Source organism: Agromyces albus, from assembly GCF_030815405.1.
In the GTDB taxonomy this organism is placed as follows: domain Bacteria; phylum Actinomycetota; class Actinomycetes; order Actinomycetales; family Microbacteriaceae; genus Agromyces; species Agromyces albus_A.
The window spans coordinates 3,208,995-3,221,068 of sequence record NZ_JAUSWX010000001.1; the positions used below are offsets into that span (position 1 = coordinate 3,208,995).

Consider the following 12,074-nt stretch of genomic DNA (forward strand, 5'->3'; position numbering starts at 1 on the left):
TGGGAAAGCTTAGGCTGGCCTAAGAACACGGATGCCGCGTTGCGGGCCGTCCGCCACCTCGACCCAGGCCGCCCATGCCCCCTGCACCGCTCCTCGAGCTCGACCGCGTGAGCATCCGACACGAGGGCGCCGTGCGCGCCACACCGGTCGACGTGTCGTTCTCGGTCGCACCGGGCGAGGTCGTGCTCATCCTCGGACCGAGCGGATGCGGCAAGTCCACCCTCACCCTCGCGATGAACGGCCTCGTGCCGCACGCCGTGCCCGCCGAGCTGCACGGGCGGGTGACGCTCGCGGGGCTCGACACGCGTGAGCGTCCGGTGGGCGCGCTCAGCGAGCACGTCGCGATGGTGTTCCAGGACCCCGACGCGCAGATCGTCACGGGCTCGGTGCTCGACGAGGTGTGTTTCGCACCCGAGAATCAGCTCGTCGCGGCATCCGAGGTGCTCGAACGCGCCGAGCGCGCCCTGCGGCACGTTGGCCTCTGGGAGCGGCGCTTCGACAACCCCGACCGTCTCTCGGGCGGTGGCCGCCAGCGGCTCGCCATCGCGTGCGCCCTCGCGATGCAGGCCCCGCTCATCGTGCTCGACGAGCCGACCGCGAACCTCGACCCCGCCGGCATCGACGAGGTGTACGCGGTGCTCCGCGGCCTCGCGCGCGAGCACGGCCACGCGATCGTGCTCGTCGAGCACAACCTCGACGCCGTCGTCGACCTCGTCGACCGGGTCGTGGTGCTCGACGCCGCGGGCGCGCTCGTGATCGACGGGCCCGCGCACGAGGTGGTGCAGGGCCGCGCCGACGAGCTGCTCGAGCTCGGCGTGTGGCTGCCCGTCTCGACCCTCGCCGCGCTGCGGCTGCGGTCGGCCGGCGTGCGGATGTCGCCGCTGCCGCTCACGCCGGCCGAGCTCGCCGCGGCACTCGACGCGAACGACGTGCTGCCGCCACCCCTCGACGACGGGCGCGACGGGCGCGACGGGCGCGACGCCCCGACCGGGGCCGACGCCCTGACCGGAGCCGATACTGCCGTATCCGTGCGACACCTCACGGTGCGCCGCGGCGGCCGTCGCGGACCCGAGGTCGTGCACGACGTGCACCTCGACGTCGCCAGGGGCGATTTCCTCGCGATCGTCGGCGCGAACGGCGCCGGCAAGACGACCCTGCTGCAGGCGATCGCGGGCGTGATCCCTCCCCCACGGGGCACCGTCGACCTCGGCGGGGTCGACCCCGCGCGGGCCGACGCGCGCACCCTCGCCCGGTCGATCGGATTCGTGTTCCAGAACCCCGAGCACCAGTTCATCACGCACTCCGCCGCCGAGGAGCTCGAGCACGGGCTGCGCCTGCAGGGCGTCGGCCAGGCCGAGCGGGCGGCACGCGTGACCGAGCTGCTCGAGCGATTCGGGCTCGAGGAGCTGCGGCAGCAGCATCCGTTCCTGCTCTCGGGCGGGCAGAAGCGCCGACTCTCGGTGGGCACCGCTCTCGTCGCCGGCGCGCCGGTGCTGGCGCTCGACGAGCCGACCTTCGGGCAGGACCGCGGGCGAGCCGCCGAACTCATCGACATGCTCGCGGAGCTGAACCGCGATGGCACGACGGTCATCATCGTCACGCACGACCTGCAGCTCGTCGCCGATTCGGCGAGTCACGTCGCCGTCATGCGCGACGGCCGGGTGATCGGCACGGGCCGCACCGCCGACGTGCTCGCCGGTCCGCTGCTCGGCGAGGCCGGGCTCACGCCGCCGCCGCTCGCACGGGCGACACGGTTGCTCGAGCGGCATCCCGAGTGGCAGGGCGTCGCACGACTCGACCAGCTGCCGGGCTCGCCGGTGCGGGTGCGGGTGCGCGCATGACGGCGGGATCCGCGGAGCGCACTGGCCGTGGCGGCTCGTCCTCGACGGGAGGCTCGCCCGCGGCTCCCGTCTCCGCAGCGGCATCCGGCGGCCGGCCCGACCCCTTCGCCCCGGCGGCACCTGCGCCCGCGTGGCGATTCCTGCACCACCTCAATCCGCTCGCGAAGGTGCTCGCGCCGGTGCCCGTGATGGTGCTCATCGCCTTCTCGCGGGGCATCCCGGTGCCGCTCGTGTTCGCGATCTTCGCGATCGCGCTGCTCCTCGTCGGCGCACGGCTCTCACGCGGGGCCCTGCTGCTCGTGCTCGTGGCGATCCCGGTCGTGACGCTCCTCGTCGGCGTGAGCTTCGGCATCTGGATCGACCCGGGCCGCATCGGCGCCCACGATCCCGGCGCCGGCGCCGTGCTCCTCCAGCTCGGCGACCTCCGGTTCACGCTCGCCGCCTACCTGCTCGGTCTCGCCACCGCGCTGCGACTCGCGAGCATCGCCCTGCTCGCGCTCGCCGCCGGGTTCACGACGACCGGGCCCGACCTTGTGCGCGCCATGGTGCAGAACCTCCGCGTGCCCTACCGAATCGGCTACACCGTGCTCGCGTCCTACCGCTTCGCGCCGCGCTTCGGCCACGAGCTCGAGGTCATCAGGGCTGCACACCGGGTGCGCGGAACGGATGCCGGGCGCGGGCCCATCGCAGCCCTCTGGCGCGCGATCGGCTACGCCGTGCCCCTGCTCGCGAGCGCCATCCGGCATGCCGAGCGCGTCGCCCTCGCGATGGACGCCCGCGCGTTCGGCGCGCACCCGACCCGCACCGAACGACACCGCATGCCCTGGCGCGTTCGCGACACCGTGTTCGTCGGGTGCTTCCTCGCGGCGAGCGCGGTGCTCACGTGGTGGGCGTGGGGCCTGAGCGTCGGATAGCCGCACGGCGGCGAAGCCGAACCGCGTGTGGCCTCCATACGCGGCCTCTTACGTTGGCCGCTACTCGAGCACCGGGGCGTTCCCCGCCGCATGACCATGCAGAACTCAGGAGATTCGGGTTCATGTCGGCTGATACGGCGGATATGACGCGATATCCCCTGCATTTCAACCCAATGGGCGACGGCGAAGGGCCGGGCGGCGAACGCCACCCGGCCCCTCACTTCTCGCGTGCGGGCTACTCGGCCGGCGCGGTGCCCTCGATCTCGACGAGGAACACGAGCGTCTGCGCGCCGAGCTCGTGCGCAGCGGCATCCGTTCCGTAGCCGTACTCCGGCGGGATGGTCACGATGAGCTTCGTGCCGACCTTCTGGCCGACGAGCGCGGCTCCGAAGCCCTGGATGACGCCGTCGGTCGGGAACGTCGCCGGCTCGCCGCCGTAGCTCTGGTCGAAGATCTCACCGGTCTCCCAGCTCGTGCCCTGGTATTGCACGGTCACGTTGTCGCCGGTGCCGACCGTGTCGCCGTCGCCCTCTTCGAGCACTTTCAGCAGGAGCGCAGTGGGCGGAGCAGAGTCGGGCAGCGTGACCGTGGGCGCTTCGCCCTCGGCGCCGAACTTCACCTCGGGCGGGTTCTCCGTCCACTCGCCGGGCTTGAGCGGCTCCTGCACCTCGACGACGTCGACGACGATGACGATCGTCTCGCCGCCGGCGATGCCGATCGACTCGTTGCCCTCGTCGCCGTACAGCGTCGAGGCCGGCGCCACCGTCACGGTGCGCGAGCCGATCGGTACGCAGTCGATGCCGGCGAGGAACGCCTCGAAGAGGTTGGGGTCGCCCACCGTGATGGTAGTGGGCTGCGAGAAGACGCGCTCACCCGTGGTGCCCGAGAACGCGCTGATGACCGCGTTGATCGGGTCGCCGGGCGCCGACTCGTCGCCGTCGCCCTCGATGGCGACCGATCGCTCGAGCGACTCCGCCTCGAGCGGCGCCGTGAATGTCGCGGTCGGCGCCTCGGCGAACGCGCCCTCGACCGTGACGCCGTCACTCAGCTCGCCCGACGAGAGCTCCATGCACTCGGCGGTGGCATCTGGCGTTTCGGTCGGCTCAGGCTCGGGGCTGCCGGCACAACCGGCGAGGAAGAGGGCTGCGGTGGCGGCGAGCGCGACGGGCGCGGCGCGGCGCAGGACACGATTCATAGGGGAGGATCTCGTTTCGATCGGGAAAGACACGTCTCCCCAGTCTGCACGTTCCCGGCTTTCGATTGCCTGAATCCCCGATTCTCGGCCGATCAGGGACACAATGGGCAGATGGGGGAGACAACTGGGGTGCCCGATTTCGCGGAAGGGTTCGCCGCTGCGGCGGCCTCCTTCGCGGAGATCGACGACGCGCTCTGGAATCCGATCTCCACCGCCGCCGTGTTGCGGTCGCACCCGCAGTTCGGCGAGCGCGTGCTCGACGCGTGCTGCGGTGACGGGGCATCCGCGGTGCCGACCGCCGAACTCGTGGGCACCGGGGGCCTCGTCGATGCGGTCGACTTCGCCGAGGGGCTCATCGAGCTCGCCCGGGAGCGAGTGGGAGAGCGGATGCCGCAGCTGCGCTTCCACGTCGCCGACGTCACGACGTGGGAGACCACGGGGTACGACGTCGTGCAGTGCGTGCTCGGCATCCTGTTCTTCGACGACCTCGACGCGGGCACCCGCCACCTCATCGGGTGCGCTCGGCCTGGCGGCCGGGTTGCGATCACGGTGTGGGCAGCCGGAGCGATGGAACCGCTCGCCGAGGTGCTGACATCGGCATTGCCCGAGGGCGTGGCATCCGAGCTCGGCGACCTGCGCTCGCCCGCGATCGACGTTGCGAGCACCCCCGGGAGCCTCGCACACTGGCTCACCGGCCTCGGGCTCGCGCAGGTGCGGGCCGAGGCGGTGCAACGCCATCTCGACCTCACGCCCGAGCTCGCATGGGGGCTCGTCGAGGGCACGGGCCTTCGCCTCGCGCTCGGCGACCTCGACGACGAGGCCGTGGCGGGCGTGCGCGAGCGCTACCTCGCGGCCCTCGAGGAGCGCGACGTGCAGACCGTCGACGTCACGACGCTCATCGCGGTGGGCCGCCGCCCGTCTCCCCCGCCGACGGCCGAGTAGCTACTTCACGGCCAATCCGGCTTCGGCTCCCGTCGCGACGGGCCGTGCCCAGTCGTTCGACCACTGGCTCCACGAGCCCGGGAAGAGTGCTGCGTCGATGCCGGCGATCGCGAGGGCCGCGACCTGGTGCGCTGCCGTGACGCCCGAGCCGCAGTAGGCGGCGACCGGCGCGCCGCCGTGCACGCCGAGCGCGGCGAAGCGTTCACGCAACTCGCGCGGCGTGCGGAATCGGCCCTCGGCGTCGAGATTGGCCGAGGTGGGCGCCGACACTGCGCCCGGGATGTGTCCGGCGCGCGGGTCGATCGGCTCGACCTCGCCCCGATACCGTTCAGCGGCCCGCGAGTCGAGCAGCACGCCCTCGGCCGGAATGCCGGCGGCCCCGTCGATGTCGACGACGGGCATCGAGCCGAAGTGCGCGGTGGCGTCGCCCGGCTCGGGCTTCGTCTCGCCGGTCTCCAGCGGATGCCCCGCTGCACGCCACCCCGCGAGCGCGCCGTCGAGCATCCGCACGTCGGCCACGCCCGCGTGCTTCAGCAGCCACCACGCACGAGCGGCGGATTGGTTGCCGAGGTCGTCGGTGACCACGACCGTGTCGCCGTCGCGAAGCCCCCAGCGCCGCATCGCCGCGGTGAGCGCACCTTCGCCGGGCAGCGGATGCCGCCCCTCACCCTGCACGTCGTGGTCGGCGAGCTCGCGATCGAGGTCGACGTAGACGGCGCCCGGGATGTGCCCTGCGCGGAACGCCTCGCTCCCGTCGGGCTGGGCGAGCGTCCAGCGCACGTCGAGCACCACGGTACGTTCACCCGACAAGAGTCGTGCGGCGAGTTCGTCTGCGGAGATGAGGATCGACATGGCTCCATCTTGCCCCGCCCGGCAGTCAAGCCGCTTGCGGATGCCGCGTGGCGCAACGTATCGTCGTGTCTGTCGAAATAGTGACCGAATGGTCGGTCATGAAGTGGCACCTACTCAGCGACGAGGACCCCGTCAGGGCTCAAAGGAGAGTTCATCATGAACCGTGCACGACGCCGCCGACTGCTCGTTCCCGCCGCGGTCGCGGCATCCATCGCCCTCGCCCTCACCGGTTGCAACGCGGCAAACTTCGGCGGCGGCGACGACGGTGGCGGAGACGGCGCCACCGAAGAGGGCCCCATCAAGATCGGTGCCGTGCTCGACATCACGGGTGTCGGGGCGAACCTCGGCGTCCCCGAGCAGAACACGCTGAACATGCTCGCCGACCAGCTCAACGAAGACGGCGGCATCAACGGCCGCGAGGTCGAGCTCTTCATCGAGGACAACCAGTCGACCGAAGACGGGGCTGCGCGCGCCACGACCCAGCTCATCGAGAATGAGCAGGTCGACCTCATCATCGGCGCCTCGCGCACCGGCCCCAGCCTCGCGATGCGCCCGCTCGTGGAGGCGGCCCAGATGCCAACGATCTCGGTCGCGGCCAACGCGGCCATCGTCGACGGCTCGGAGTGGGTCTTCAAGACGGCGCAGAACGACATCGTGGTGCTCGAGCGGATCCTCGACGACGCCGAGTCGAAGGGCTACACGAAGATCGCACTCGCCCGTGACGCCACCGGTTTCGGCGAGGGCATTGCCGACATCATCACGGAGCTCGGCGCCGAGCGGGGCATCACGCTCACGGCAACCGAGGCGTTCGAGCCGAGCGCGACCGACTTCACGGCGCAGATGACGAATCTCCGTGCCGCCGACGCCGACGCCGTCATCATCTGGGGCATCACGCCGTCGGCCGGGCTCGCGCAGGCCGCGTACGTGCAGATCGGCGTGAACAAGCCGGTCTACCAGTCCCACGGTGTCGCGAACGCCGCGTTCTTCGAGGCGGCCGGCCCCGCCGCCGAGGGCGTACTCGCGCCGATGGGCCGCCTGCTCGTCGCCGACCAGCTCGAGGCCGACGACCCGCAGAAGGAGGTCATCGACCAGTTCATCGCCGACTACACCGAGGCCTACGACGCTCCCCCGTCGAGCTTCGCCGGCCACGCGTACGATGCATGGAAGATCGGCGTCGCCGCGATCGAGGAAGCCGGCACCGACCCCGAGGCGCTCCGCGACGCGATCGAGGCGACGAGCGACTTCGTCGGCATCTCGGGCGTCTTCACGATGACCCCCGACAACCACTCGGGCCTCACCGCCGACGCGCTCATCATGGCGATCGCCGAGGGCGGCCGCTGGAACCTCTACGAAGAGTGAGCGGCGGCATCCGTTGACCGACTTCCTCCAGCTGACGGCGGCAGGGTTGTCGCAGGGCTCCGTGTACGCCCTGCTCGCCGTCGGCCTCATCGCCACCTACACGGTGCGACACGTCGTGAACATCGCGCAGGGCGACTTCGCGACGCTCGCGGGCCTCGGCAGCATCTCGCTCGTGACCGCCGGGCTGCCGCTGCCCGTCGCGATCCTCGTCGCCCTCATCTCGGTGACGCTCGCCTCGGTGCTCATCGAACGGCTCGTGATCGCGCGGGTGAAGAACCTCACGACGCTCGTGTCGATCATCCTCACGCTCGGGGTCTCGACGCTGCTGCAGGCGATCATGCTGCTCGTGTGGGGCGCGGAGGCCCGGCGCCTGCCGCCGTTCCCCGGCAACGACCTCAACCTCGGCGGCGTCAGCATCCGCTCGCAGGAGCTGTGGATGCTGGGCGCACTCGTGATCGTGGGCGGCGGCATCCTGCTGTTCTACGAGAAGACCCGCTGGGGCAAGGCGCTGCGCGCGAGTGCCGAGCAACCCGTTGCGGCGCGCATCGTCGGTATCTCGCCGGCCGTGGCATCCGTGCTCGCCTTCGCCATCGCCGGGTTCGCCGGTGCCGCGGCCGGTGTCGTGAGCTCGCCCATCTACCTCTCCATCTGGTCGGGCGGCCTGCTGCTCGGGCTCAAGGGCTTCGTCGCCGCCGTGCTCGGCGGGCTCGTGTCGTTCCGCGCGGCGATCGTCGGGGCGCTGCTGCTCGGCGTGCTCGAGTCGTACGTCGCGGGCTACGTGGCCTCGGGGTGGAAGGACGCCGTGGCGTTCTTCATCCTCATCATCGTGCTCATCATCCGGCCGGCCGGTCTCATGCTGCGCCCCGAAGCCGTGAGGGTCTGATGTCACTGTTCAGCAAGGATCCGGGCTCGGTCCGGTCGAAGACCGGATTCTGGCCGAACAACCGCGGCACGATCATCGGCGTCTCGGTGCTCGCGGTCGTGATCCTGATCGTGCCATTCACCGCGAGCTCGTCGTTGATGAACATCGCCGTCTTCTCGATGATCTTCGCGCTGCCGGCGATCGGGCTCAGCCTGCTCATGGGCCTCGCGGGGCAGGTGTCGCTCGGCCAGGCCGCGTTCTTCGCGATCGGCGCGTACACGCACGCGATCCTGCTGCAGAAGTTCGAGATGCCCGGCCCCGTCGCGGCGGTCGGCGGGGTCGTCGCGGCGATGCTCGCGGCGCTCCTCGTGGGCCTGCCGATGCTGCGCCTGCGTGGGCACTACCTCGCCCTCGCGACGCTCGGCCTCGGCTTCATCGTGATGATCGCCGTGCGCGAGTGGGAGTTCACCGGCCGCACGACCGGCATCTACGGCTACGGCCGACCCGAGGTCTTCGGCATCCCGATCGACAACAACGGGCTGTTCTTCTGGTTCGTCGCGCCGTTCGTGCTCATCGGGCTCGTGCTCGCATTGAATCTCACCCGGTCGCGGGCGGGTCGCGCGCTCTCAGCAGTCAACGACTCTGAGCTCGCAGCCGAGTCGCTCGGCGTCAACACGTACGCCCTGCGTGTGAAGGTCTTCACCCTCTCCGCCGGTTTCGCGGGTCTCGGCGGCGTCTTCTACGCCTACCAGGTGCAGATCGTCTCGCCCCAGGTGGCGGAGTTCCACGTCTCCGTCGAGTTGCTGCTCATGGTCGTGATCGGCGGCCTCGGATCGGTGTGGGGCGCCATCGCGGGCGCCTTCATCGTCGAGCTGCTGTCCGAAGGCCTGCGCGACCTCATTCCGGCGATCATCCCGGGCGCGACGGGAGAGGTGCAGCTCATCGGCTACGGGCTCGTGCTCATCCTCGTGATCATCCTGCTGCCGGGCGGCCTCTACCAAGTGGTGCGCACGTCATGGGCGGCGATCCGGCGGCGCATGGGGTCGAGGCCGGCGGATGCCGGGGCGGAGGCGGATGCCGCAAGCGAGGCGTCAGGTGCCGCATCCGCGCCCGACGCGCCCGACGCGCCCGATGCACCGCGCGTACCCGCCGTCTCGACGCCGATGGCCGCGGGCGAGCCGATCCTCGAGGTGATCGGACTCACGAAGCGCTACGGGGGCGTGGTCGCCGTAGACGACGTGAGCTTCACGGTGCCGGCCGGACGCATCATGGGCCTCATCGGCCCGAACGGTGCCGGCAAGACGACGTGCTTCAACATGATCACCGGCGCGATCTCGCCGACGACGGGCACCGTCACGTTCCTCGGCGAAGAAGTGCAGGGCAGGAAACCCCATGTCGGCGCCGTGCGGGGGCTCACGCGCACCTTCCAGAATCTGCAGTCGTTCTCGTCGACCGATGTCGTCGGCAACGTCTACATGGGCCGCTACCGCAAGGGGCGCGCGGGCATCATCCGCGGCATGCTCGGCCTCCAGGGTCGCGAGCAGTACCGGCACGAGGAGATCGCGCGCGACATCCTCGATTCGATGCGGCTCGGCGACGTCGCCGACCTCGCCGCCGGCGACTTGCCGTTCGGACGCCAGCGCATGATGGAGGTGTGCCGCGCGCTCGCCTCCGAACCCGCGCTGCTCCTGCTCGACGAGCCGATGGCGGGCCTGTCGGGCGGGGAGCGGGAACTCCTCGCGGCGCTGCTTCGCGCCCTCCGCGACGCTGGGCTCACGATCGTGCTCGTCGAGCACGACGTGGAACAGGTGCTGTCGCTCGCCGACACCGTCGCGGTGCTCGACGACGGCGTGCTCATCGCGCATGGCGAGCCCGAGGCCGTGCGCGCCGACTCCGCCGTCATCGTCGCCTACCTCGGCACCGACGCCGAAGAGGCCGAGCACGAGCTGAAGGAACTGGAGGAGCACGCATGACCCTCGCAGTCACCGCGCTCGACGCGGGCTACGGCAAGCTCGCGATCCTGCATGATGTGAGCCTCGCTGTCGCGCCGGGCGAGATCGTCACCGTCGTCGGCTCCAACGGCGCCGGCAAGACGACCCTGCTGCGAGCCGTGAACGGCCTCATCCGGCCGACCGCCGGCACGGTCACGCTGGACGGCGTCGACATCACCGGCCGTGCCACCGAGCGAATGGCCGCCCTCGGCCTCACCCATGTGCCCGAGAACCGGCTGTGCTTCCCGTCGCTCTCCGTGCGCGACAACCTCACGCTCGGCGCGTGGAGCCGCGGCGGCAAAGGCGATCTCGACGCGGTGCTCGCGCTGTTCCCGCGGCTGAAGCCGCGGCTGGGCCAGTCGGCGGGCACGCTCTCGGGCGGCGAGCAGCAGATGGTCGCGATCGGCCGCGGACTCATGGCGTCGCCCAAGGCGATCATGCTCGACGAGCCGTCGATCGGGCTGGCGCCGAAGGTCGTCGCCGAGATCATGCGAGTGCTCACCGAGCTGCGCGACCGCGGCCTCGCGGTGCTCCTCGTCGAGCAGAACGTGAGGGCGTCGTTCGGCATCGCCGATCGCGCCGTCGTGATGCAGCGCGGGCGCGTGGTGCTCGAGGGCACGCCTGCCGAGCTCGTCGAGCTGCCCGAGGTGCGCAACGCCTACCTCGGCGGCGCCGCGGCCTAGCGATTGTCTCCCCCTTCCGGGCCTCTGGAGTGCACGGCCTGAGTTGCAGCGGTCGGGCACCTTCACCGGGCAGCTTCGCGGGCGGGTCTTGCGGGAATCGTGCCGCCGTGCAATCGCCCACCCGTGGATGCTGGCGGTGCTGGCGATAGGAGTGTTCGGTGCGGGACCGGCTAGCGGACGATCCGAGCCCACTGGTATCGACCACCGTCGGGACGGGGATCCCACGTGTCGAAGGCGACAACTTCGCCGATGCGGTCCAGGGACGCGAGGAGGTTCTCGTCGGAAAGTTGGCGGAAGTACCGGCCGTTCTCGTCGATGCGCTCAAGGTTCGAGACGTGACCCCAAACTCCGACCTCGACGAGCCCGCCGGGACAGACGACGCGATGGATCTCCCCGAGCGCGAGCTCGAAATCGGCTTCAGTGAGGTGCATAAGCGTGCTCATGGTCCAGCAGGCGTCAAACGTTGCGCTTCCGAACGGAAGGTCTGTCGCCGACGCGACCATCGCATCCAGGCCGAGCGCGCGGCAGTGTTCGACCGCGGCTGGCGTCACATCGACTCCGACGTAGGCGAGACCCTGCTCGGCGATGACCTGACCATCACGACCTGCGCCTGCTCCGATCTCCAGAACCGACCGAACGTGAGAATCGGTGCAGTGAGCGACGAACGACGCCAACCGTCGCGTGCGCTGTTCACTCAGAGGTCGTGCCGCGCGGTCGGCGACCTCGTCGCGGTAGAACTCAATCAGCCGCTTCATCCGAGCGCCCTCGATCGCCATCGTTCCAATCTAGGCGCAGCATCGCAGCGTCGCGCGTTCCGATAGCCGATCGTCATACGCCACCAACCAGCCGCGCGCTGAGGCGGCGGCCGCGTATCGCGCATGGCTACCGCAGCACCGTCCGCATCATGCCCAGGGCCGTCGACGAGTACCGTCCGTTCACGGACAGCCCTCAAATCCGCTGATGAAGCGATCCACGACGGGTTCGCCGTCAACCACCGTCAGGTGGAAGCGCTCGTAGATCCGGATGTCGTCGCCGAGATATTCATGGTATGTGCCGGTGCCTGTGAACGTGGCGCCCGGCGTGAGGTTGAAGTTGATGACCTCGGTCAGTGATCCCCGTGCGTCGGGAATCGAGGGATCGACGAAGTCCGAGACATAGTTCACCCGCGCCGTGTAGTGGTACCAGAACGAACCGTCGCCGGCATCCACGATGCGCTCGACCACGACCTTGCGTGTGTAGGTGGTGTCGTTCTCGCGAGGCCCGCAGATGTCATCGGTGTAGTGCACCGTCTCTACCTCGTTGTGGGTGACCGTCGGTGAGTGGTCGGCAGCGGCGTGCGCGGCCGCCGGCATCGACAATGAAGCCAGGGCACCGATCACCGCCGTGGCTGCGATGCCGATGCGTGTGCTCTGACGAACGGACATCATTCCCCCTC

General features: G+C 70.3%; 11 protein-coding genes. 7 read left to right on the forward strand and 4 right to left on the reverse strand.

Annotated elements, in window-relative coordinates; all coding sequences use genetic code 11:
* The first annotated feature begins 74 nt into the window (after positions 1-74).
* Positions 75-1,841, forward strand: a complete 1,767-nt coding sequence (locus tag QFZ29_RS15145; RefSeq protein ID WP_306894873.1) for an ABC transporter ATP-binding protein — start codon at positions 75-77, stop codon at positions 1,839-1,841.
* Positions 1,838-2,755 (forward strand): energy-coupling factor transporter transmembrane component T family protein, encoded by a 918-nt coding sequence (locus QFZ29_RS15150; protein ID WP_306894874.1) that lies wholly within the window; start codon positions 1,838-1,840, stop codon positions 2,753-2,755. Before QFZ29_RS15145 ends, QFZ29_RS15150 begins: the two co-directional genes overlap by 4 nt.
* Before the next feature lie 235 nt (positions 2,756-2,990).
* On the opposite strand, the gene QFZ29_RS15155 is transcribed toward QFZ29_RS15150, so the two are convergent.
* Positions 2,991-3,950 carry an FKBP-type peptidyl-prolyl cis-trans isomerase gene (locus tag QFZ29_RS15155; protein WP_306894875.1) on the reverse strand — a complete coding sequence of 320 codons (960 nt, stop codon included), beginning with the start codon at positions 3,948-3,950 and terminating at the stop codon, positions 2,991-2,993.
* Between the two features lie 111 nt (positions 3,951-4,061).
* Here QFZ29_RS15155 and QFZ29_RS15160 point away from each other — a divergent pair, with 111 nt between their 5' ends.
* Complete coding sequence (locus QFZ29_RS15160) at positions 4,062-4,892, forward strand: class I SAM-dependent methyltransferase (RefSeq protein WP_306894876.1); 831 nt, start codon at positions 4,062-4,064, stop codon at positions 4,890-4,892.
* Here QFZ29_RS15160 and QFZ29_RS15165 read toward each other — a convergent pair whose 3' ends face one another.
* Positions 4,893-5,744, reverse strand: coding sequence for a sulfurtransferase (locus QFZ29_RS15165; RefSeq protein WP_306894877.1), 852 nt, complete (start codon positions 5,742-5,744; stop codon positions 4,893-4,895).
* Between the two features lie 156 nt (positions 5,745-5,900).
* Here QFZ29_RS15165 and QFZ29_RS15170 point away from each other — a divergent pair, with 156 nt between their 5' ends.
* Genes QFZ29_RS15170 through QFZ29_RS15185 form a run of 4 tightly spaced genes read left to right on the forward strand, consistent with a single transcriptional unit; the run spans position 5,901 to position 10,639 of the window.
* Complete coding sequence (locus tag QFZ29_RS15170) at positions 5,901-7,103, forward strand: ABC transporter substrate-binding protein (protein WP_306894878.1); 1,203 nt, start codon at positions 5,901-5,903, stop codon at positions 7,101-7,103.
* A 13-nt stretch (positions 7,104-7,116) separates the two neighbouring features.
* Entirely contained in the window at positions 7,117-7,986 is an 870-nt protein-coding gene (locus tag QFZ29_RS15175) for a branched-chain amino acid ABC transporter permease (protein ID WP_306894879.1), read from the forward strand.
* Positions 7,986-9,938, forward strand: a complete 1,953-nt coding sequence (locus QFZ29_RS15180; protein ID WP_306894880.1) for a branched-chain amino acid ABC transporter ATP-binding protein/permease — start codon at positions 7,986-7,988, stop codon at positions 9,936-9,938. Before QFZ29_RS15175 ends, QFZ29_RS15180 begins: the two co-directional genes overlap by 1 nt.
* Complete coding sequence (locus QFZ29_RS15185; RefSeq protein WP_306894881.1) at positions 9,935-10,639, forward strand: ABC transporter ATP-binding protein; 705 nt, start codon at positions 9,935-9,937, stop codon at positions 10,637-10,639. The genes QFZ29_RS15180 and QFZ29_RS15185 overlap by 4 nt, the downstream gene beginning before the upstream one ends.
* Before the next feature lie 170 nt (positions 10,640-10,809).
* Here QFZ29_RS15185 and QFZ29_RS15190 read toward each other — a convergent pair whose 3' ends face one another.
* A complete protein-coding gene (locus tag QFZ29_RS15190) occupies positions 10,810-11,415 on the reverse strand; it encodes a class I SAM-dependent methyltransferase (protein WP_306894882.1) in 606 nt (201 codons plus the stop codon).
* A gap of 159 nt (positions 11,416-11,574) precedes the next feature.
* Positions 11,575-12,063: a hypothetical protein gene (locus QFZ29_RS15195; RefSeq protein WP_306894883.1), complete on the reverse strand. Its 489-nt coding sequence runs from the start codon at positions 12,061-12,063 to the stop codon at positions 11,575-11,577.
* Between the last annotated feature and the right edge of the window lie 11 nt (positions 12,064-12,074).